Here is a 21,703-nt window from a genome sequence, read left to right as displayed (position 1 = left end):
AATTTGCGAGGATCTCAATGTCTCGTACATTCCTCATCACCGGTGCCAGCAAGGGCATCGGCCGTGCGCTCGCGGATTGTCTGGCACGGGACGGGCATCGCGTCGTGGGTCTTGCGCGCGGAGCGGCAGAAGACTTTCCAGGCACGCTCGTGTCGGTCGACCTCGCTGACACGAGCGCGACCGACGAAGCGCTCCGTGAGCTCGTGGTCCGCTTCCGTTTCGACGGCGTCGTCAACAATGTCGGCCTGGTTCGGCCGCAGCGGCTCGGTGCGATTGAGTTGCCCGTGTTGGACGAGGTGATGCAGGTCAACCTGCATCCAGCATTGCAGACGGTGCAGGCTCTCCTACCGGGCATGATGGAGCGTGGCTGGGGGAGGGTGGTCAACGTCTCCAGTCTCACCGTGCTCGGCTCGGTCGAACGCACTTCCTACGCTGCGGCAAAGGCCGCTCTGGTCAGCTTTAGCCGCAGCTGGGCGCTCGAGCTGGCGACCACGGGCATCACGGTCAACGCGGTCTCCCCCGGACCGACCGAGACGGAGCTGTTCCGCGCCAACAACCCGCCGGGCAGCGAAGGCGAGCGCCGCTATCTCTCGGGCGTTCCGATGCGTCGCTTCGGGCAACCCGGCGAGATTGCCGCGGCGATCGCGTTCCTGTTGTCGGACGGAGCCGCCTTCATCACCGGCCAGACGATCCAAGTTGACGGGGGCGCTTCGATCGGCAAGGCTGCGTTCTAGCACCTGGACAGAGATCGGTACGGCGCCGAAAGGGTCCAATCTGGTCCTGCGAGGCGCTGGGGGCGGGGAGTGAGCAGGGCAGGGTCGAACCTCAGCGCCCGGCCTTGGCCGGCAGAGACAGGGTCCGCCTGGCGACGAGACCGAGTGTCGATCCCTGCACGATCACGCTGAAGACGACGACCGCATAGGTCGCGGCGAGGATCGGCGCCTTGGCCGGGTCTTCCGGAAGCGACAGCGCCAGGGCCACCGAGATGCCGCCGCGCACGCCGGCCCAGGTCAGGAACGGGATGTTGTGGGCTGAGACGAGCTTGGTCCGGGCAAGGAAAAGCAGTGGAAGGCTGACTGCGGTCAGGCGGCCCACCAGCACGAGCGGAATGGCCGTCGCGGCGCCCAGCAACGCCAGTGCGCCGAAGCGGAGCAGGAGGACCTCGAGACCGATCAACAGGAAGAGCACGGAGTTCAGGATCTCGTCGATCAGCGTCCAAAGTCCGAACAAATAGCGCTGGGTCTGCTCGCTCATGGCATATCGCGGGCCACGATCCCCGATCAGCAATCCGGCTGCGACGACGGCAAGCGGCGCGCTGCAATGAAGCCGCAGGGCAGCCGCATACACCGAGGTGACGAGCGCCAGAGACACCAGCACCTCGATGGCGTAATCGTCGATCGCATGCATGGCCCGGTAGGCGATGTAGCCGCCCGCGAGCCCCAGGAGAATGCCGCCACCCGCCTCCAGCAGCAGCATCTCGCCGATATCGACGGCACCGACATCTCCGCTCCCCGTGGCGTAGCGGAGCAGGATGGTGAACAGAACGATGCCGACGCCGTCGTTGAACAGCGATTCTCCCTGCATCTCGATCTCGAGGTCTGGCGGGACGTTGATGTTCTTGAGCGTGCTCATGACAGCCACCGGATCGGTGGGACTGATCAGGGCGCCGAACACCAGGCACCAGGCGAGCGACATCGGCAGGCCGATGGCCGTGCATGCTGCGTAGAAGCCGAAACCAACCACCAAGGTCGATATGCCCGTGCCAAACAGCGCCAGCGTGAGAACCGGAATTGCACGGCGCTTGAGCCTTTGCAGATCGACGTGCAGTGAGCCGGCGAACAGGAGAAAGCCGAGCATCCCGTTCATCACGACCGAGGTGAAGTCGATCTGCAACAGCGCGTTCGTCAGCGGCGCGAACAGATGATGGGACGGTGCGGCCACATCGATCGCAACCAGAATGCCGGAGACCACGACGCTCATCAGAAGCAGGCCGATCGAATGCGGCAGGGGGCTGTATTTCTGATTCAGCCAGCCGAACAGTGCCGAGAGCGCCAGCAGAATTGCGCTCAGGTCCAGAAGGGAAAATACCAAATTATTCTCGCTCCTCTGGGGTGGCGCCGTGATGCACGCGGCTGCTCTGACGATCGGCGGCCGACCGTGTCCTGGCCCGGCCAGCCGCCCCGCCGGCGAACAGGCCGTCGTTCTCACGGAAAGCCTTCGCGAGAGGGTTGGTTCCACTCAGGGGATCAGACGTCACGCCGTCGGAGGACGCTCGTTCATCATGGCGCGCCGCGCAGACTGGGACTTCCGAACAGGGAATTTTCGTGGGCAGCTTGTATGACGCGGTGACAGTTGCAGCTCAGCTCGGCCATGCAGACTTCGTCGCTGATCGCAATATATTTCCGGCTCCGGCGGATCAGGCCTGCCGCCTCCATCTCCGCAAACGTGTCCGTGATGCTGGCGCGCCGCACGCCAAGGGCCTGGGCGATGCTGCGATGGGTGATGCCGATCTCCGGGCTGTCGGTCCGGTCTCTGGCGACCAGCAGCCAGCGCGCGACCCGCTGGTTCAAGCTGTGCCGTGAGTTGCACGCCACGAGCTGGGAACTCTGGATGAGCGTCGCCTGGACGTAGCGCAGCAACATCTTCTCGATGTCGCGATCCGTGGTGATTAAATGGATGAGCGCTTCGGCGGGAATGCGTAGCGCGGTTCCCGGCATCTGGACCGTGCAGATATGCGGTGAAATCCGCATCCCGAGCACCAGGGGAATGCCGACAAAATCCTTCTTGCCAAGCGTCTGGATTTCGACCTGGAGGCAGTCGCCGGCCCGCGTGCTCACGGACGCAGCGCCAGATTCGATGAAGTAGGCGTACTGGATGGGAACTCCGCGATCCTGGAGACGCATTTTCGGTGTGAGGTCGACCGTCTCGCAACGTTCCAGCAGAAGCTGACGGGACCGTTGCGGGAGCCTGCTCAACAGGGCATTGCATGTCTCATGCACATTGTGGCAGGGCGCTCCGTCGGCCCACATGGTCCGCGGCGGTCCCACGTTCCACGTGCGCTCCTGCATCGTCTCGGGTTTCAGCATGTCGACCGTCCTGACCATCACCATTTGACTATTGATGGTGAGTGCACGACGCTGATCCCAGTCGGGCTGACGGTCAGACGCCGTCAGGAAAAACCTGACCCTTCGGACAACCCGGTTCTAGAGGATGTTGTGACCAGCACGAAAGCGAGTGCCACTCGGCGGTCCCTGGTGCTCCTGGTCATGGCCGCTGCCATTCCACTGATCCTGTTCGCGGGTTGGGTCGTCTTCCTCAATGCCCGGCAGGCGCGAACCGATTCGCGTGTGGCTGCGCTCGAAACGCTCAACCGTGTCGTCAGCCGCCTGTCCTCTGAGCTCGGTCTTCAAGTCGAAATCGCGGAGACACTCGCCACCTCTGCGAGCCTGGACGCTCCCGATCTCGACTCGTTCTACATCGAGGCGTTGCGGATCAAACAGGCAAGGCCGCTCTGGGAGACGATCGAGCTCGTCGATCCCAAGGGCAACCAGGTGCTCAATCTGCTTCGGCCCATCGGGGCAGATCTGGGGGCAACGGCGGATCGTGAAAACTTCGAACGCATCTTGACGACGCGCAAGGCCGCGATCGGCGGCATCGGGCCGATCGGACCCATCTCGGGAAAACGGTTGGTCGCGCTGCGGGCGCCGGTCGAACGGCATGGTGAACTGAAATTCGTCCTGACGGTCGCCCTCGTGCCGGACGCGGTGAGTCAGATCCTCAAAGGCGCCGGCGCTCCGCCGGGATGGGTGGGTGTCGTCGTCGACGCGAAAGGCAACATCGTCGCGCGGACGATTGGCGACCAATTTGAGCTCGGCCGTCCCGCGGCCGCCGCCGTTCGGCAGGCGATTTCGGAGGGCTCGGAGGGAAACTACACGGGAACGACGGTCGAAGGCACTCCCGTCGATTCGATCTTCAAGGAATTGCCGGGCACCAGCGGCTGGTCAGTTCATCTCGGAATTCCGACAGACCAGCTTGATGCTCCCGTGCGTCGTTCGGCGATCGTGCTCGCCAGCGGAGGTGCGGTCAGCTTCGCGCTGGGCATGGCGCTCGTCTGGTTCACGGCGCGCGACATTTCGCAGCGGCGTCTGGAGCAGGAAGCCCAGGCCGCGCTGGCTTTGAAGGCCAGTGAAGAGCGCCGACGCATCATGGTCGATGCTGCGGATCTCGGTGTCTTCAGCCTGAACGTGTCGACTGGCGAGGTGATCGCATCCGGGCGAGCGCTCCAGATGCTGCAGCTGCGTGACATGGCTGGCCCTGACGACCTCACCCTCGCATTGGATCAACTCGTCGATGCCATCGAGCCGGCTGACCGCAACGTGGTCAAGACTGCCCTGCTGCACTGTCAAGGCGATCAGGCGGTGACGGTGGATTTCAGGACCGCAACCCCTCAGGGGCGCTGGTTGCGCGTCAACGGCCGCAGCTCGCATCGGTCGGATACAGGCGCCGAGGTCGTCGTCGCTGTCCTGATCGACATCGACGACAGCAAGCGTGCGGAGCTCGACCGCCAGCGCCTGTTGCGGCGTCTTGGCAAGGCGGAAGAGGACGAGCGCAAGCGTCTATCGCGGGAATTGCATGATCAGATCGGCCAGACCGTGACCGGCCTGCTGCTCGGTCTCAAGAATGTCGAGCAGGCGCTTGCGCAAATGCCGGGACAGGCGGCGCAGCTCGATCGCCTGCATTCCTTGCAGTCGCTCGCAAGTGACATCGGGCGTGATATTCATCAGATTGCGGCAGACCTTCGTCCCACCGCCCTGGACGATCTCGGATTGTACAAGGCCGTGGAGGCATTCTGTTCCGAATGGAGCCGACGATACGGACTGAGCACTGACGTCCAGACGTTGGGGCGCACCGGCCGGCTTCCACCGGAAGTCGAGAGCGCCGTCTATCGTGCGATCCAGGAAGCGTTGACCAATGTGGCAAAGCATGCGCGCGCGCGGCGGGTCAGCGTCGTGCTCGACCGCCGGGGCGAAGAGCTGCGCGTCATCGTCGAAGACGATGGTGAGGGATTTGATCCCGACCGGCCCGAGGGCGAGGAGGTTGCGAGCCAGAGGTTGGGTCTTTCCTTCATCGAAGAAAGAATGTCTCTGCTCGGCGGGACGCTCGCGATTGAAACCGAGCCGAAGCACGGAACGACGCTCTTCATGACCGTTCCCGTGACCAACGTGAGTGTGAGCTCTTGACCACGATCCGGATTACGCTTGCGGATGATCACCCTCTGGTGCTGGCCGGGATGAAGGCGCTCCTCGCGCACGTCGCGGACATGGAGGTCGTCGGCGAGGCGACCGATGCTGAGACCGCGCTCGAAGTCATTGCACGCGAGACGCCGGATATTGCGGTTCTGGACATATCGCTGCCTGTGATCGGCGGCATCGAGCTGGCCCACAGGATTGCCGATCGGGCGCCCTCGGTACGGATGCTGGCGCTCACGGTCCACGAAGATCGCGCCTATATCGAACCGATGATGCAGGCTGGCGCGCGTGGATATCTGCTCAAGCGCTCTGCTGCCGAAGATCTCGTGCGTGCGATCAGGGCCATTGCCGAGGGCGGCGTCTATCTCGATCCCGCCATCGCGGAGAAGGTGCTGCCGACGGCGCGCCTCGACGAGTCGCATCCCGACAAGGCGTCCCAACACGAGCTGACGCCGCGCGAAGCCGAAGTGCTGCGCTTCATCGCGCAGGGCTTCAGCAACAAGGAGATTGCCGGGCGCCTCGACGTGAGCGTGAAGACGATCGAAACGCACAAGGCGCGGGCGATCGAGAAGCTTGGCCTCTCCACCAGGGCCGACATCGTCCGATACGGCGTTTCGCAAGGGTGGCTCGGGGATCTCGCCAGATAGGCGTGGGGTCGCGACAGATTGCCGCTGACGCTGAGAACGCGTTCTTCCGCTGGGCCGACGCTGTCGTCACCAGCGCGCATGACTCTCCTCACTCCATCACTGGTACGCAGCGGTACACTCCGCGAGAACCCGAACGGATGGACGGGATTGGTCCTTCGCAAGTCGAAACGAAGGAGAACTACATGCGGACCCAAAACGCAGTTCCGATCGCGGCCGTCGCGCTCGTCGCCATCCTCTCGAGCGGCGAGATGGCAAGTGCCGCCACCGTCATCTCACCAAAGGCCCCGGTCGCAACCGCAAGCATCGACAACCGGTCCAATGTCATTGAAGCGCGTTGGCGCGGCGGCGGCTGGCATCACGGGTATCGGGGATATGGCTATCGGGGATACGGCTGGCATCACCGCGGTTACGGCTGGGGCCCCGCGATCGGCGGTCTCGCCGCAGGTGCGGTCATCGGCGGAGCAATCGCCAACAGCCGCGCACAGGCGGCCGAGACGGACGCCTACTGCTCGCAGCGCTTCAAATCCTACGACCCGGGCTCCGGCACCTATCTCGGCTACGACGGACAGCGCCATCCCTGTCCATGAGCAGCGGCTCGTCCATGAGGAGAAGTGGCTCCTCATGGACGCACCCAAGGTCCCGAAAGAAAGCACATACCTAAAAGGATCGATCGAATGCGAAACATAACGGCAGCACTGGCGCTGACAGCTCTCGCGTCGACCGCGACGTTCGGCGAGACCGCATCGCAGTCACCGCCGGCAAATCAGAGCAGTCGGCAGGACATCGTCGCCAACCTCCAGCAGTCCGGCTTCACGAATGTGAAGGTGATGCCCGCCTCAACCGTCATCCAGGCGAACGACAGGTCAGGCAACCCGATCACGGTGCTCGTGGGAGCGAACGCCACTGCTGAAGTGGCGACGGTCGGCGCGAATACAGCTTCCGCGGCTGGATCGGCCTCCGACACAGCTCCCGGCGGCGCCTTCACATCCGTTCCGGCCAAGGACGGGCTCGGATCGCGTGTGATCGGCTTGGACGTCTTCAACATGGCCAAGCAGAACATCGGCACCATCAAGGATATCGCTTTCAACGAGAACGGTGTCGACGGCTACATCCTCTCGGTCGGCGGCTTCCTCGGGATCGGCGACCAGTACGTGGCGGTGCGTCCATCGGCGATCAAGATCAAATATGATCAGAACGACAAGCGTTGGCATGCATCGATGGATACGACCGCGGAGCAGTTGAAGGCGGCTCCATCGTTCAAATATCCGAGCAGCATGTAGGCAAGGACGAACCGGAGCGGCGCGCGCGCCGCTCCGGTCGTGCTGCAGCTCTCAAGGATCTGTGGCTCCGCTCCGGAGGAAAGCTCAATGACGATCGAAGGCAATGCGTCGCCCCACCGGGCAGGCGCGCACGCGCCTGGTCTGAAGCGTATCGAAAGAGTCCCGGTCAAGCATACGGTGAGGAGAGCGTTCCTGGCCGGGATCTGGTGCGACCTCGCGAGCCTTGTCGTCGGGGCGTTCCTGTTCTCGTCACCCTGGATTCTCGGCTTCGGCGGCCCGGCACCGAACACCGCGACGCAGACGGCCGGCGTGCTCGGGGCTGTCATCGGCGTCACCAGCTTCGCTGCGCTGGCGGCGTTCGAAGTCTGGGAAGAATACATTCTCCTCCTCGCGTCGGCAGCAGCCATTCTGTCCCCGCTCGTGATCGGTCTGGCCGGCCTGCCAGCCGTCACCGTCGGGCTGAGCGGCGTCATGGCATTCGCCCTTGCGACCTCGCGGCTCCTGCTGCTTCGCCGCGCTGCAGCGGCCCCGTGCTGAAGTCGCGGGGGGATGCCGAGCGCAGGACCTCATCACGCCGATCGCTGTGCCTGCAATTCGACTGATCCGATGCGTTGACGCTGCCGAATGTGGGATGCGTCGAGCAGCATTTGCGCCGCCCAGCGATAGACATTGCGCTCCCGGATGAGCTCCCGCATCAGCCGCATGCGGTTGCGCTGTTCGGACGAGGGCATCTGCAACGCATTCTGCAGCGCGTCCGCCATGCCGTGCGTGTCGTAGGGGTTGACGAGCAAGGCCTCCGACAATTCGCGGGAAGCTCCGGCGAAGGTCGACAGGATCAGCACGCCCTGTTCGTCGTCACGTGCGGCGACGAATTCCTTCGCAACCAGATTCATGCCGTCATGCAGGCTCGATACGACGCATATATCGGCGGCCCTGAACAGCTCGAAGACTTCATCGGGCTCATGATGGCGGATGACGAGACGGATCGGTGCGAAATCGCGTGTTTCATGTTTCGCATTGATCCAGTTGACGAGTGTCTCGGCCTCTTCCTGCAAAGCGCTGTACGCGCCGAGCTTGCTCCGTGTCGGTGCCGCGGCCTGGATGAACACGAACCGGCCGATCCATTCGGGGTGGCGGGTCAAGAGATCGTCCACCGCCTTGAGCCGGTCGAGAATGCCTTTCGTATAGTCGAAACGCTCAATCCCCACTGCGATCCGCACATCTGCTGACAGGCCGAACCGCCGTTGCACCGACGCGCGGCAGGACTCCGTCGGAGCCTGGTTCGCAAGCGCCGCTGGCGGCCATTCGATCGAAATCGGATATGGCCTCACCAGCACCTCCTGACCACGATAGGTGACGGACATGTGCTCGCGGTCGACGCGGCTTTCCATGAAACGGTCGGCGGCCTCGAGGAAATTGTTGCAATGAAGCTGCGTATGAAAGCCCAGGATCGTGCTGCCCAGCAGGCCCTCGATGATGGCGTTGCGCCAAGGGCATATGCTGAATGTTTCTGCATTCGGCCACGGGATGTGCCAGAACGTAATGATCGTCGCCTTCGGCAGCCGGTCACGGATCATACGGGGCAGCAGCGCGAAGTGATAGTCCTGCACGAGGACGATCGGATCGTCGCGTGTGGCCTCCTGGACGACCGTCTCGGCGAAGCGCTCGTTCACCTTGCAATATTGCAGCCAATCCGTCTCCCGGAATGTCGGGCGAACGAACGCGATGTGGCAGAGCGGCCAGAGGCCTTCGTTGGCGAGACCATAGTAGTAGCCTGTCTGCTCCTCCTCGGTCAGCCAGACCCGGCGAAGGGTGTAGGCGGGATCACCGGGAGGAACCTGCAGGCGGTCATGCCGGTCGACTGTGTCGCGGTCGGCGGAACCGGAGCCATGCGCAATCCAGACCCCGCCGCACGCCCGCATGATCGGCTCGAGTGCGGCCACCAGGCCGCTGGCAGGATTTTGCAGAACGATGCCCTCGCTCGAACGGTTGTGGATGTAGGGCTCGCGGTTGGAGACGACGACCACCTGCGCGTCCGGCAATCGCTCCACCAGCAGCCGATGCAGTGTATGCGGCGACCAGTCGATGTTGATGTCGCTGCCGAAGCGGCGCTCGGCCCGTAGCTCGGCAAGCGTGGCGTGCACGGCACGGCCGATCGGCGAGCCGCTGAACGGAGACGGCGCCTCGGCGCCGGCGGATGCGCCTTGCAGAATGCTTCGGATGGACCGCGCCCAGGATCGGGTCAGCGCGGATACGACGGCGAAGGCAAACAGGCCCAGTCCGAGTGCGATTCCGCCCAGCGCAAGCCCGGCGTAGACGCGCGCCTCGGCGGCCCGCTCGTCGACATAGGCAAGATCATGAATGACCAGCAGATCTCCGGCGGCCTGGGGAGCGTTGACCGGAAAGATTCCAACATTGACGCGGCGGCCTGAGCTGGTCGTGTCGAAGGTGCGGCGCTTGTCCCGGTCGATGGCGCGGCAGGTGATGGAGCGCGGAAAGTCCTTTGTCGCGTAGCGCAGCTCGCCGTCCGGTGTGCAGAACCCCAGCGCCAGAATGCGTTCGTCCTCGGTGATGCGTTCGAACAGAGCGCCAATGTCGGCCTGCTGCGGAGAGTTCGCGGCGGCGACGATCCGATCCCGGACCGATCGAAACACCAGCCGCGAGCGCAGGTCCACGTCCTGCCGCGACCAGCTCTCGATCAGGACCGAGGCGAGAATGACAAGGCCGGCCACGACGATCGCGACGGCCACGGCGGTCAAAGCGAGATATCTCGCCGCCGGGCGGCGCATGAACTGACCTGCGGACCAGATCATTCTTCGTCCCGGAAGCACTGTGCGAGGTGATATGTGGCGTCTCCTAATCTGAATTGCGAGGATCTTGCGCGTTGCGGCCGGCGTTTTTCTGAATGATCGCCGTCAGGATGAGGCCGAAAGTGACCAGCCGAGGGACGTAGTACATCGGCTCGGTCGTATCGGAGACCGCAACTGCCGCAAGCAGGAACCGGGATCCGGCGTCGACCGTGAATGCGGCCGAGAACAACAGGAAGAAGCGGTCACCGGTTCTGCGCCAGAACTTGAGGAAGAACAGGGCGGCGATGAGAGAGCAGGCGGCGACGCTGCCGCCGAGCACCGGGCCAAGATGTGCCATCTACTCTGACTCCCAAACGAGGCCGTAGATCAGAACCAGCATCGCGATCAGCGCGATCGCGTTGCGGACGGGCGAGAGGTCGGCTTCAGGCAGAATGATCTTGTCGACCCACAGAGCGATGTTGTTGAACGTCAGTCCAAGAAACGAGATCGCGCTCCAGAGCAGAAGCCGCGATCGGAAGCGGACATAGGCGCGCGCAAGCAGGCCGGTGCACAAGGCGCAGGTCAGCGCACACAGAGTGTAGATCACCGCGGCCATGCTAGCGGTCCTTGCGCAGCTTGAACGCGTCCGAGAACGCATTGATGCTCCGCCGCTTGCCGTGGATCAGGTTCGTGATCGGAATGAGCTGATGACGGTAGGCCTCGGCGAGTTCCGCGACGCGTTCGGCGCGCTCCGGAGATGCGTCGAATTGATAGTGCCCGTCAGCTTCGCTGAGAAAACCATCACGGTGAAGTTCGGCCAGCGCGGCGACGATCTCGCGTTCCGTGGCGTAGAGCCGTTTGGCCATCTCTGCGGCCACCCAACGTTCCCGCGGGTGAGAATGGAGGAAGAGCAGGGCTTCCATCTGGGCGACAGTGTGAATGTGATTCAGGATGAAGTCCTGAATGGTCTTGGCCAAGGGCTGTTTGGGCATGAAGCAACGAGATCTGATTTGCCCGCAGCTTGGTGGAATTCGGCGAGCGGATCAAGCAGCCTCACATATGCTCGAGGCGGCAGTGTGGTTCCGCTTTCTGCCAAAGTCCAATGCGCTGTTGCGCGCTCAAGTTGGTACGCTGCCGTACCAACTCCAGGCGGATGGATTTCGGGCACCGATCGCGCCGACGAGCATGGGAGGTGTCGGACGGTGCGCGCTGCTTGATGCGGGCCGGGCGGTATTGGTCCCGTACTTGTGCTCACCAACGATGGTGTGTGCGAATCACGCCGTGATGGTGATGCCGCCACCGCCTCGGCTGCCAGCCATAGCTGTTCCGCCATTGATGGCGCATCGTGTAGCCCCACGGGGCAGGCGCGTAGCTGTAGGCCGTATAGAAACCGGGGCCTGCGCCCCACCCATACCCGCCCCAGTAGGGCGTATACGCGTAGCGAGGATCATAGCCAGCCGGGCCGTACGCGTATCCGTAGCCATCATAGGCCGGATAAGCATCGTAGTAGTAGGGCGAGGCCAGAGCCGAGCCGATCAGCGCTCCTGCGAGCAGACCGGCGCCGATTCCCCAACCGCCGCGCCAGCGGACTTCCGTCAGCTCGCCTTGACTGCCGAACGGATGGGCCGCGGGCCTGGCGGTTGCGGACAGCGGAGTCAGCGGGGCGGCACAGGTGCCGGCGACCGGCGTGATCGCCATCATTGCAGAGAGGGACAGTGCCAAGCCGAAATTGCGCATCTTTCGCTCCTGTCGTCGTGCATTGGGTCGACACCGGCGTCCTCATCCGCTCAGAGAAGGTCGTTGACGCCGATCGCTCTTCAACAATCCAGCACGGCTTTCGAGGCCATGGCAGAGCGGTTGTTGGTACGCGTCCGTACTTGCCCGCCGATCCGGAAGAAAAAGGCGGCGTGCGTCGCCGCCGTGTCTTCCGGTGTGCGTTGTCAATGCAAACGCGCATCGAGCTGGTTCGAGAGAGGATAAACATGCCGCAGAGGGTCGTGTGCATGCTTGCGGTCGGCGCGATCGCCGCGGTGCTTCTGTGGCTCGCTCCGGATGTTCTGCTGATCGTCTTTGCCGGCATCCTGTTCGGCGTCTTCCTGAGGAGCGGCGGCTCATGGATCGCGAAAGGGCTTGGCGTCGGACCGGCTGTCGGACTTGGCATCTTCGGCGTTGCGCTCGTTGCGTTTTTGGCGGGCTTTCTTGCCTTCGCCGGCTCCAGGCTCGCCGACCAGTTCCAGAATCTTCTTGATGGACTTCCGCGCGCGATCGAAGCCGCGAAGCACATGATCGACTCGCACGATTGGATGCAGCGGGGCGTCGGTCTGCTGGACGTCGACAGGTTCCTGCCGTCGGGTCGAGAGGCAACCTCCGTGTTCTCGACGACGCTGGGGTTCCTCGGCAGCACGGTGGTGGTCGTCTTCATCGGCCTCTACAGTGCCGCCAACCCTGAACTCTATGTGAGGGGCATCGTGGCGCTGGTGGCTCCCAGCATGCGGCCGCGAGCGGCCGATATGCTGGCGGAGGCCGGACAGACCTTGCGCGCCTGGCTGCTCGCGCAATTCGTGTCGATGGCGGTGGTCGGCATTCTCACCGGCATCGGGTTATGGGCGCTCGGCGGATCGCTGCCGCTGGTGCTTGCGGTGTTGGCTGCGCTGTTGACCTTCATTCCGAACATCGGTCCGGTTCTGGCCGCGACACCCGCCGTCCTGATCGGCCTGACGGACGGACCCATGCGGGCGCTTTGGATCGCCGCTCTCTACGTCGCTATCCAGTTCATCGAGAGCTATGTGATCGCGCCGCGCGTTCAGGAGAGGACGGTCGCTCTTCCTCCTGCATTCACAATCTCGATGCAATTGCTGTTCGGGGTGATGTTCGGCACCTTGGGGCTGGCGTTGGCGACGCCCGTCGCGGCTGTGCTGCTCGCCCTGGGAAAGCGCTTCTATGTCGCCGACTTTCTTGATCGCGAGCCGCGAGTGCGCGGTGGCTGAGCGACGCCCAATGTCCGGTCGTGACGGGCTTTGCTCATGGTGGCACCGTCGAGTGGTACGGCGGCGCACCGAGCCCCTCGAACGGAAGAGAACCATCCGGCTTTGCCTCCGTTCAACATGAGCTCAGTGCAACCTCATAGAGGAGACCTCCATGTCCATCAAACTCATCGGATCATCGTTGCTGGTGCTCGCGGCGCTTCAGGCTCCGGCTTTCGCGGAAGGAACCAGCGCCAGCTCGCAACCGGGCACCCAAGGCGCACAGGCGTCGAACCAGGCCCAGCCGCTGCCGCAGCAGATCAAGCAGAAGCTGCAGAAGCAGGGCTTCACCGACATCAACGTGGTGCCCGGCTCGTTCCTGGTCAGCGCGAAGGACAGCAACAATGATCCGGTCACGATGGTGATCGGGCCGCACTCCCTGACCATGTTCACCGAGATCGACAACCAGGCCCAGACCACGGGCAGCGCGGCCGGCGCCAGTCACGATGGCTCAGGCAGCAGCTCGAAGGCCAACAACAGCAGCAAGTAGCGCTGCAGATCGCATGCGCCCGTCACCACGGCGCAAGAACGCGTTGCGGCGGCGCCGTTGGTGGGCGCCGCAGCGCTTGAGAGCTGCGCACGGGGAGCGGTCGTCTATTTTCTCGCGTACAAGCGCGTTTGCTCCGGAGGCTCCATGCTGAAATGGGCGCTCATCTTCTTCGTCATCTCGGTCGTCGCAGGCTTTCTCGGATTCAGCGGCATTGCCGCCGGCTCCGCCCGGATCGCCAAATGGCTGTTCTTCGCCGCTCTCGCGATCTTCGTGGTCTTCATCGTGTTGGCGTTCGTGGCCGGAGAAGTGATCTTCTGAGTTCGAGAAGCTATGCTGCAAGCGTGGTTGCCCGTGATTCCAAGCGGCTGTGCAACCAAGTTCAAAGGCTTCACCTGGGTGTTGCCGATGAGAACCGTATTGATCTCGGGGGCAGGGATCGCGGGACCGACGCTCGCTTATTGGCTGAAGGCCGCGGGCTTCGAGCCGACGCTGGTCGAGCGCGCACCTGCTCAGCGAGCTATTTCCAGATCGCGACAGATTGGATGATGCATTCGACGCGACACTAGGATCAATCTGGCGAGCCTCGGGTCAACTCCTCGTCCGAAAGCTGATCGAAAAGCTCGAACGTGACGAGGCGGTAAAGATCGGAAACGTCACTCTGGTCCGTACTGGTGCTTGGATAGACGGGAGCTGGAACATTTTGGGCTGGAAGGCCAAACCACGACTTGTTCCGTGGACCGATCTGAAGACCTATGGAACCGACGGTTCTTTTTACCTTCAATCGGTAAGCGATAGCAGGCTACGAAGCCAACACAAGTTCAATGATGTTGAGAACGCGCTCGTGCTGGATGAAGCGATTCGTTTTCTGTTTCGGAACGACAATTGGAGAGCACTTCAACACCAGTGACTCTGCCCCAAGTGTTATCCAGGTCCGAGTTCGTTCGGCGGCGGGGTGTACTACATGGGCCTTAGTAGCCGAGGCGCGGCGCTCATTTGCGGTCGCGCTCGGCGCTGTCGTGGCGGGGGATCACGGTGCCAGTCCACAAAACTCTCCAGCTCCCACAGGCTTGCTGATTGAGCAGGTTTGGTCGCGGACGTTGGGCAGGAGCTCTAACGGCTTGCGGCAGCGGGTCCTTTGCGTTATATGACTACTGTAGTCACTTTTTGGACAAGCAGAACCATGCGCGAGATTCAGCTTCGTGATGCCAAGGCGAACCTCTCCGCCGTGGTCGATCAGGCGGTGGAGGGCAAGCCGTCGGTCATCACGCGTCACGGCAAGCGCGAAGCGGTCGTCTTGAGCTATGAGGAGTGGGAACGGCTGTCTCACGTACCGAGCTTTGGACGGCTGTTGATGGCGGCGCCGCTGGCAGCGGATGATGTGCCCGAGCGCAATCCGTCTCCGGCACGAACCGCCGATTTCTGACATCGTGTATCTCGTCGATGCCAACGTCATTTCGGCGGGGGCGCTAGGACATCCGGTCCCTGCCGCGCTGGTCGATTGGATGGATGCGCAATCGGCGTCGCTGTTCATATCGGTCGTGACGGTCGCGGAGATCGAGGACGGGATCGCGAAGGTGCGGCGGGAAGGCGCCACGCGCAAGAGTGCCGATATCGCCGCGTGGCTGGAGACGGTGGTGCATCTCTACGGCGACCGTATTCTCCCATTCGACATCAAGGCCGCCCGGATCGCCGGCACGTTGACGGACCGGGCGAGGGGGCTCGGCCATGCGCCGGGCTTTGCCGACATCATCATCGCCGCGACGGCTCGCCGGCATCAATTGACCATCCTGTCCCGCAACCTCCGGCATTACGAGCCCCTGGGTGTGGCCGTGCGCGATCCGTTTACGGCGCTGCCGTGAACGCGACGAGATGAAGGTGGTTCGAGGCGCGCCGAGCGGCACTCCTCACTATGAGAGGCAGCTCCGCAACCGAAGCTGCACGTGGACCCTGAAGGGCTTGCTCATGAAGGGGGGAGACGGCATTTGATCCGATCAGCAGCTTGATGCGTCAAATCACACTTTCACTCCTCACCCTGAGGAGCGCGCCTCTTGGCGCGCGTCTCGAAGGGTGAGGCCAGAGCTGAGGCCTCATGGTTCGAGACGCGCCGCCATGAAGACTCTTCGTCATGGCACGACCGGTGATGTGGCGCTCCTCACCATGAGGGTTAGCTCCGCACCCGGAACGGCAGGTAGACCATGAGCAGCGTGCTCATGGAGAGGGTTTAGGCTGCGCCTCGGCGCTCCTTCGCTGTCGCCGATCGACTGAATGATCCTCTGCCCGACGGGCAATCCATGCATGCCCCGCATGCACCAACTGCCCGTCGTGCCAGTTTGTCGCAGACTTATCAATTGTGTCGTCGGGCAAATCACATCCACATTCTCGCGCATCCCGGCTCGCTGAAGAGGGACGTTTCGCGATCGTCACGAGCGTCGAGCTGGGGAGGCGATGGGCGCGTTGCTCTGCAGCCGGGTGTCACAGCCCGTGCCGACGGACGGAGCGAGGCGACGGCGAAATGGTGTGGTCCTGGCATCGCGGTGCTGATGCCAAGCTGGTGGTGATGATGAGCCGCAGGTGACGGGGGCAAGACAGCCGATCCCCGGGGAGAGCGCCTATAAGTCGCAAAACCGTCGCGCAGGGAAGGCCGGATATTAGGCTGAACCTGTGGTTCTGCCGCGTGCTTCTTGTTGCACGCGGACCGCGGGTATCAGCCGATACCCGGTCTTCCCTGCGCCTCTTCTTCGGAAGGAGAGGTTCAAGTAAGAGAACAACTCGGGCGGAGACCGCCGCGAGATGACTCAGCCATATCCGCTGTTTGAAACGTATAGCACGCGTCCGGGTGATGCTCCGCATCAGGTCGACAGTCGCAAGGTGATCCGCGATCTCTCTGACGGTGCAGGAAAGCTGCTGTTCGGCAAATCGACGATGGCGATGAGCGGCTCATCGTCAGGCAAAACGTCAGGGCCTGCCGCCTGGGCGGACTGTCCGACCTCACGCGCGGGGATTGCCGTGACGGCCCGGCCTTGTTTGCATCCGTTCCAACTGCTGGAATTCGCGTGATGCTGGCCACTTGATGCTCGGACTAGGTATCGTTTCGAACGAAAACATCGCCTGATCGACATGACCTCGCGAAGGGACGGAGCCCATCTCATGCCAGCAGTCACACCTGTCCGCGTTGCCGTGCTCGACGACTTTCAGGATGTCGCGCACTCGCTCGCGGACTGGAGCTCGCTCGAGCCCCGTGCCACGACGACGTTCTTCGATGACAATGTGACGGGGGACGCGCTGCTGGCGCGATTGCTGCCGTTCGACGTGATCATGCTCATCCGAGAGCGGACCAAGTTGCCGGCTTCGCTGGTCGCCGGCCTGCCCAATCTCAAGCTGGTCGTCACCGCGGGGATGCGCAATTTGGGCATCGACGTGGCCGCCTGCGCGGCGCGCGGCATCCCGGTCTGCGGCACCGATACCGGCAGCAGCTCGACGGCCGAGCTGGCCTTCGGAATGCTCCTGGCGCTGTCGCGCAATATCGTGCTGGAGGACCGCGCGCTTCGCGAGGGACGCTGGCAGACGCGGATGGGCTATGCCGTGAAGGGTTTGACGCTCGGCATTCTCGGGCTCGGCCGGCTCGGCGCTCAGATGGCCGGATATGGCAGGGCGTTCGGCATGGATGTCATCGCCTGGAGCCAGAACTTGACGCCGACGGATGCAACGGCGGGAGGCGCCGCTTTCGTCGAGAAGGACGAGTTGTTCCGGCGCGCGGACTTCATCAGCCTGCATGTCGTCTTGAGCGAGCGGACCCGCAACATCGTGGGCGCCGCGGAACTGGCGCGGATGAAGCCGTCGGCCTGTCTGATCAATACGTCGCGCGCCGGCCTTGTCGACGAGGCCGCTTTGATTGCCGCGCTGACGGACGGCCGGATTGCAGGTGCGGCGCTTGACGTGTTCGATGTCGAGCCGTTGCCGCGGGATGCGCCGATCCTGTCGGCGCCCAACACCTTGCTGACGCCGCATCTCGGCTATGCCTCGCGCGACAGCTACAGGACCTATTTCAGCCAGGCCGTGGAGGACATCGCCGCCTGGCTCGACGGCAAGCCGATCCGGGTCTTGAGCGCCTGATCTCTATCCTGGCGCCTGAAAGGTCTCGGCGGTCGGCACCAATGGCGTCGTGCCGCGCGGCTCGTCGCTTGACCCCTTGTCCGGTCGGCGCCGCGCCACAAGCCCGGACACGATCTGCCAGGCGAAGATCAGGGCGACGATTCCGAGAATGCCGCCGCTGATCGGGTGCTCGACGAACGTCGTGAGGCTGCCGTGGCTGAGCAGCATCGCGCGCCGGAAGTTCTCCTCCAGGATCGGTCCAAGGATGAAGCCGAGCATCAAGGGCGCGGGATCGAGGCTGAGCCGGAAGAAGATGGTGCCAAGCACGCCGAAGAATGCCGTGGTGTAGATGTCGTCGAGGCTGTTGTTGACGCTGTAGGTGCCGACGCAGCAGAAGAACAGGATCGAGGGGAAGAGCGCGCTGTAGGGAATCTTGAAGACCGTCAGCCAGTAGCGGACCAGCGGAACGTTCAGGACGACCAGGAAAAGATTTCCGATCCACATGCTCGCAACCAGCCCCCAGAACAGATCGGGATGGTCTGCGATCATGGTGGGCCCCGGCTTGATGCCGTTGATGATGAAGGCCGCCATCATCAGCGCCATCACGGCATTCTCGGGAATGCCGATGCTCATCAGCGGAATGAAGCTCGTGCGTGCGGCCGCTTCGTCGGCCGCCGCCTGTCCGGCAACGCCCTCGATCGCGCCCTGGCCGATCTCGTCGCGGTACTTGCTGAACTTCTTGTCGACGGCATAGGCGGCGAATTGCGCAATGACGGGGCCGCCGCCCGGCAGCAGCCCGAGGAGCGAGCCGGCTGCGCTGCCGCGGAGCGCGCTCGGGATGATGCGCTTGAACTCGGTCCAGCTCGGTATCAGCTTGATCTCTCCGCGAAACGGCGACGTCTGCCGGTCCTTGTCCAGATTCTTGGTGATCTCGGCGATGCCGAAGCAGCCGAGCGACAGGCTGACGAGCGCGATTCCGTCGTACAGTTGCGGAAGACCCATCGTGAACCGGAGGGTGCCGGTGTTGACGTCGGTGCCGACGAGGCCGAGCAGGACGCCAACGAGGCACATCGACAGGCCGTCGAGAACGCTCCCGGTCGTCACGAGGCTGACGCAGAGGAAGCCGAGCAGCACGAGCGCGCAGTATTCGGTCGGGCCGAACATCAGCGCCAGCTGGCTCAAGGGCGGCGCGAGCGACGCCAGGACGATCGTCGCGATCGTACCGCCGATGAAGCTGGAAATGCCCGCCGTAAACAGCGCAAGGCCGGTCTTGCCCTTGAGCGTCATCTCATAGCCGTCGATGCAGGCGATGATGCTGGATGCGTGCGGCATCCTCATCGTGATGGCGCTGACATTGTCGCCATACTGGGCACCGTAATAGATTCCGGCCAGCATGATCAGCGCGCCGTCGGTCGGCAAGGAGTAGGTCAGCGGCAGCAGCAGGCTGATCGTCGCCAGCGGCCCAAGCCCCGGCAGCAGACCAACCAGGGTGCCGATGGTGCAGCCGGCGGCGCAGAACAGCAGGTTGTTGAGCGTCAGGGCGTGGCTGAAGCCGAAGGAGAGATTGGATAGGATATCCATCGGTGTCGCCTCAATAGAGCGGGAGCTGCAGTCCGAGGCCGAGCTTCATCGCAAGCGCGACGGAAGCAAGGACGGCACTCAGCGCCAGAGCGCGCGACAGCTTGAAGTCGGAGGCCGCGTAGGAGGTGACGAGCACCATGACGACAAGGCCGACCAGCATGTTCACGTGTTCGGAGAGCAGCACGAAGCTGAGCAGGCCGGCGGCCACGAGTGCGATGTTCCTCGCCTTGAATTCAAGTTTGCCGGCGCTGACGAGGCGGGTGCGCACGACGATCGCGAGGCCCACGAGGAAGAGCAGGGCAGAAACGACCAGCGGAAACATGCCAGGTCCTGCACGGCCCAGCGTACCCAGGGAATAGCCACGCGCCTGCAGGCCGAAGAACAGGGCTATGGCGAGCAGGCTCAGCCCTTTTGCCAGGTCTCGATTGATCGTCATGTTTCCTCCGGGGCGTGCGCTTGAGATCGGCACATTGTCCCATGAGGAGGGAGCCCAACGTTCGTGACGAACCTGGACACGCGCTCAGTCGTCTGGTCGGCCTCGATATTCAGAGTCGGGCGGGACAGACGTGATGGGCTTCCTCCACTCGCATCAAGAATAGCTGTCGTGCTAGGGTCGAGATGCACCCGAATTCCATCTGCTGGAACACGAGAAAATGGCGGCAGACCACAGCTATGACGGCGTGAACCGCTCGCTGGAGCGCGGCATCGCCATATTGCGGGCGTTCAAGCCGGGGGTCGCCGATCTCGGCAACGCCGAGATCGCGGAACGCACCGGGCTCGCCAAGGCGACGGTCAGCCGGTTGACGCAGACGCTGGTGAGCGGAGGGCTGCTGCAGAGGGATCCGGGACGCCGGGTCTACAGGTTGGCCCCGGCGGTCCTCAGCCTGGCGCACGCGATGCGTCTCAGCTCGCCCATGCTGTCCGTCGTAGCACCCCTGATGCGGACCGAAGCTTCGCGGCGTCGCGTCAATGTCGGGCTGGCTGCGGCGGACCAGGAGATGATGGTCTACCTGGAGTCGTTCCGCTATCACCCGCGATTGACACATCGGACGGTGGTGTCGGGCCAGCGCATCCCTGTCGAACTCACCTCGCTGGGGCGCGCCTATCTATGGGCGCTCGAGCCCTCCGCCCGCGAACGGGAGTATGCCGCCATCGCAAGACGGCGCCCGAAAACCTACAAGCGGCTCATTCGCGAGATCGAGAGATCCTTCACCGAGCTGGACAAGCTCGGCTATTGCGCGGTCGGTTGGCAGCCCGGAGTCGTGGCCGTTGCGACGACGCTACCTTACGGCGCGAGTGAGCCGCACGTCATGAACATGAGCATCGGGAGCGTCGAGCCACTGGCCGAGGCTGCGCACAGGCTGGCTCCCTGGCTGCTCGATCTGAAGCGCCGCTGCCTGAATCGACTCGAGCATGCAGCGGCTTCCGAATTGAGCTGAGCGCGCGCCCCGCGCGGCCCAATTCCAACAGGTGGAATTGAGGGCGTCCCGGACGAGCCGTCGCATCGTAGTCTCCTCCGCAACAAGGTCCGGCGGCCTACGCCGGATGTGGCGGAGGACACCCTAGATGGCAGATCATCGCGTAGGACGTAAAGTTTTGATGCTGGCGAGCCTGGGTCTGGCAATCGTCGGCGCAATTCCGGGGACTGCCCGGGCCGAGTATCCCGATCGACCGATCAAGGTCGTCGTTCCCTTTTCGCCCGGCGGCGGGACGGATCTGATCGCGCGAACCCTGGCGAAGCCGATGGCTGAGAAGCTCGGGCAATCGATCGTTGTGGAGAACAGGGCTGGCGCGGGGACCATCATCGGCTCTGATGTCGTCGCCCGAAGCCAGCCGGATGGCTATACGCTCCTGATTGCGACGCTCGCCCATTCGGTCAATCCGAGCCTTCACGCCAAGCTGCCGTACGATACGGACAAGGCGTTCGCCCCGGTCACGCTCATCGGCACCTACCAGAACATTCTGGTCGTCAAGCCGGACAGCCCGTTCAAGACCGTCGAAGACGTCATCAAGGCAGCCAAGGCAAATCCGGGGAAATACACCTATGCTTCGCAAGGCATCGGGACCTCGGCGCATCTGGCGGGTGAGCTTCTGAACAATCTTGCTCATATCGAGCTGACGCACATTCCCTATAAGGGCGCGGGCCCCGCATTGACGGACGTCCTCGGCGGCCAGGTCGACATGATGTTCGCGAGCAGCGCCGCAGTGTCCGGGTTCATCGCGAGCAAGAGCCTGCGGCCGATCGCCGTCACGGGCGCCAAGGGACAGACCCAAGTGCCGGGCGTTCCCAGCGTCGAGGAAACCGTGCCCGGATATGTGTTCGACAGCTGGTACGGGCTCTACGTGCCCGCGAAGACGCCGAAGCCCGTGATCGACAAGCTGCTCGAGGCCGTCAAGTTCGCCGCACAGGATCCGGACTTTCTCAAGCGGGCACAGGACGAAGGCCTGCTGCTGCGGGTCGGCACCCCCGACGAACTCGACGCCTACGTCAAGGCGGATACCGAACGCTGGCGCAAGGTCGTGACTGAAAACAAGATCAAACCGGAATAGGC

Annotated in this window: 25 protein-coding genes; 16 read left to right on the top strand and 9 right to left on the bottom strand. The window is 63.4% G+C overall.

The window, feature by feature from the left end:
• Positions 1-17 precede the first annotated feature (17 nt).
• Positions 18-734, top strand: coding sequence for an SDR family oxidoreductase (locus tag QX128_RS27990; protein WP_316239117.1), 717 nt, complete (start codon positions 18-20; stop codon positions 732-734).
• 91 nt (positions 735-825) lie between these two features.
• On the opposite strand, the gene QX128_RS27985 is transcribed toward QX128_RS27990, so the two are convergent.
• Together QX128_RS27985 and QX128_RS27980 are read right to left on the bottom strand one after the other, a co-directional pair.
• Positions 826-2,091, bottom strand: coding sequence for a sodium:proton antiporter (locus tag QX128_RS27985; RefSeq protein WP_316239148.1), 1,266 nt, complete (start codon positions 2,089-2,091; stop codon positions 826-828).
• A 188-nt stretch (positions 2,092-2,279) separates the two neighbouring features.
• Positions 2,280-3,086 carry a Crp/Fnr family transcriptional regulator gene (locus QX128_RS27980; protein WP_316239116.1) on the bottom strand — a complete coding sequence of 269 codons (807 nt, stop codon included), beginning with the start codon at positions 3,084-3,086 and terminating at the stop codon, positions 2,280-2,282.
• A 180-nt stretch (positions 3,087-3,266) separates the two neighbouring features.
• Between QX128_RS27980 and QX128_RS27975 the strand changes: the two genes are divergently transcribed.
• From QX128_RS27975 to QX128_RS27955, 5 genes are all read left to right on the top strand, one after another.
• On the top strand, positions 3,267-5,240 hold the full coding sequence (locus QX128_RS27975; protein WP_316239115.1) for an ATP-binding protein: 1,974 nt from the start codon (positions 3,267-3,269) through the stop codon (positions 5,238-5,240).
• Positions 5,237-5,896, top strand: a complete 660-nt coding sequence (locus QX128_RS27970; protein ID WP_316239114.1) for a response regulator transcription factor — start codon at positions 5,237-5,239, stop codon at positions 5,894-5,896. The genes QX128_RS27975 and QX128_RS27970 overlap by 4 nt, the downstream gene beginning before the upstream one ends.
• A gap of 182 nt (positions 5,897-6,078) precedes the next feature.
• Complete coding sequence (locus QX128_RS27965) at positions 6,079-6,483, top strand: BA14K family protein (protein WP_316239113.1); 405 nt, start codon at positions 6,079-6,081, stop codon at positions 6,481-6,483.
• A gap of 87 nt (positions 6,484-6,570) precedes the next feature.
• Positions 6,571-7,176: a PRC-barrel domain-containing protein gene (locus QX128_RS27960; RefSeq protein WP_316239112.1), complete on the top strand. Its 606-nt coding sequence runs from the start codon at positions 6,571-6,573 to the stop codon at positions 7,174-7,176.
• A gap of 87 nt (positions 7,177-7,263) precedes the next feature.
• On the top strand, positions 7,264-7,713 hold the full coding sequence (locus tag QX128_RS27955) for an SPW repeat protein (protein ID WP_316239111.1): 450 nt from the start codon (positions 7,264-7,266) through the stop codon (positions 7,711-7,713).
• Between the two features lie 32 nt (positions 7,714-7,745).
• Here QX128_RS27955 and QX128_RS27950 read toward each other — a convergent pair whose 3' ends face one another.
• From QX128_RS27950 to QX128_RS27930, 5 genes are all read right to left on the bottom strand, one after another.
• Positions 7,746-9,989: a trehalose-6-phosphate synthase gene (locus QX128_RS27950; RefSeq protein ID WP_316239110.1), complete on the bottom strand. Its 2,244-nt coding sequence runs from the start codon at positions 9,987-9,989 to the stop codon at positions 7,746-7,748.
• Between the two features lie 43 nt (positions 9,990-10,032).
• A complete protein-coding gene (locus QX128_RS27945) occupies positions 10,033-10,323 on the bottom strand; it encodes a DUF5985 family protein (RefSeq protein WP_316239109.1) in 291 nt (96 codons plus the stop codon).
• The gene (locus QX128_RS27940; protein ID WP_316239108.1) at positions 10,324-10,581 is read right to left on the bottom strand and encodes a DUF5985 family protein; all 258 of its coding nucleotides are present in this window, start codon (positions 10,579-10,581) and stop codon (positions 10,324-10,326) included. It lies immediately after the preceding gene.
• A 1-nt stretch (position 10,582) separates the two neighbouring features.
• Positions 10,583-10,942, bottom strand: a complete 360-nt coding sequence (locus QX128_RS27935) for a hypothetical protein (protein WP_316239107.1) — start codon at positions 10,940-10,942, stop codon at positions 10,583-10,585.
• 274 nt (positions 10,943-11,216) lie between these two features.
• Complete coding sequence (locus tag QX128_RS27930; protein ID WP_316239106.1) at positions 11,217-11,702, bottom strand: hypothetical protein; 486 nt, start codon at positions 11,700-11,702, stop codon at positions 11,217-11,219.
• Between the two features lie 140 nt (positions 11,703-11,842).
• On the opposite strand from QX128_RS27930, the gene QX128_RS27925 reads away from it, so the two are divergent.
• The 8 genes from QX128_RS27925 (at position 11,843) to QX128_RS27890 (ending at position 17,591) form a co-directional block, all read left to right on the top strand.
• Positions 11,843-12,952, top strand: a complete 1,110-nt coding sequence (locus tag QX128_RS27925; protein WP_316239105.1) for an AI-2E family transporter — start codon at positions 11,843-11,845, stop codon at positions 12,950-12,952.
• Positions 12,953-13,103: 151 nt separating this feature from the next.
• Positions 13,104-13,478, top strand: a complete 375-nt coding sequence (locus tag QX128_RS27920) for a hypothetical protein (protein WP_316239104.1) — start codon at positions 13,104-13,106, stop codon at positions 13,476-13,478.
• Positions 13,479-13,622: 144 nt separating this feature from the next.
• Positions 13,623-13,796, top strand: a complete 174-nt coding sequence (locus tag QX128_RS27915) for a DUF1328 domain-containing protein (protein ID WP_316239103.1) — start codon at positions 13,623-13,625, stop codon at positions 13,794-13,796.
• A 220-nt stretch (positions 13,797-14,016) separates the two neighbouring features.
• Positions 14,017-14,385: a hypothetical protein gene (locus QX128_RS27910; protein ID WP_316239102.1), complete on the top strand. Its 369-nt coding sequence runs from the start codon at positions 14,017-14,019 to the stop codon at positions 14,383-14,385.
• A gap of 273 nt (positions 14,386-14,658) precedes the next feature.
• Positions 14,659-14,901 (top strand): type II toxin-antitoxin system Phd/YefM family antitoxin, encoded by a 243-nt coding sequence (locus QX128_RS27905; RefSeq protein WP_316239101.1) that lies wholly within the window; start codon positions 14,659-14,661, stop codon positions 14,899-14,901.
• A gap of 4 nt (positions 14,902-14,905) precedes the next feature.
• Positions 14,906-15,337 carry a type II toxin-antitoxin system VapC family toxin gene (locus QX128_RS27900; protein ID WP_316239100.1) on the top strand — a complete coding sequence of 144 codons (432 nt, stop codon included), beginning with the start codon at positions 14,906-14,908 and terminating at the stop codon, positions 15,335-15,337.
• Between the two features lie 931 nt (positions 15,338-16,268).
• Complete coding sequence (locus QX128_RS27895; protein WP_316239099.1) at positions 16,269-16,535, top strand: hypothetical protein; 267 nt, start codon at positions 16,269-16,271, stop codon at positions 16,533-16,535.
• A 90-nt stretch (positions 16,536-16,625) separates the two neighbouring features.
• A complete protein-coding gene (locus QX128_RS27890; protein ID WP_316239098.1) occupies positions 16,626-17,591 on the top strand; it encodes a D-2-hydroxyacid dehydrogenase family protein in 966 nt (321 codons plus the stop codon).
• A 3-nt stretch (positions 17,592-17,594) separates the two neighbouring features.
• Here QX128_RS27890 and QX128_RS27885 read toward each other — a convergent pair whose 3' ends face one another.
• Complete coding sequence (locus tag QX128_RS27885) at positions 17,595-19,151, bottom strand: tripartite tricarboxylate transporter permease (RefSeq protein ID WP_316239097.1); 1,557 nt, start codon at positions 19,149-19,151, stop codon at positions 17,595-17,597.
• Positions 19,152-19,161: 10 nt separating this feature from the next.
• Positions 19,162-19,587, bottom strand: a complete 426-nt coding sequence (locus QX128_RS27880; protein WP_316216396.1) for a tripartite tricarboxylate transporter TctB family protein — start codon at positions 19,585-19,587, stop codon at positions 19,162-19,164.
• A gap of 217 nt (positions 19,588-19,804) precedes the next feature.
• Between QX128_RS27880 and QX128_RS27875 the strand changes: the two genes are divergently transcribed.
• Both QX128_RS27875 and QX128_RS27870 read left to right on the top strand, forming a co-directional pair.
• Positions 19,805-20,590, top strand: coding sequence for an IclR family transcriptional regulator (locus QX128_RS27875; protein ID WP_316216397.1), 786 nt, complete (start codon positions 19,805-19,807; stop codon positions 20,588-20,590).
• Between the two features lie 127 nt (positions 20,591-20,717).
• Positions 20,718-21,701: a tripartite tricarboxylate transporter substrate binding protein gene (locus QX128_RS27870; RefSeq protein WP_316216398.1), complete on the top strand. Its 984-nt coding sequence runs from the start codon at positions 20,718-20,720 to the stop codon at positions 21,699-21,701.
• Positions 21,702-21,703: the final 2 nt, after the last annotated feature.

The sequence above is a fragment of the Bradyrhizobium sp. SZCCHNR1015 genome (assembly GCF_032489875.1).
In the GTDB taxonomy this organism is placed as follows: Bacteria; Pseudomonadota; Alphaproteobacteria; order Rhizobiales; family Xanthobacteraceae; genus Bradyrhizobium.
The sequence above is the reverse complement of the archived record's forward strand: the minus strand, read 5'-3'. Positions and strand labels throughout refer to the sequence as shown.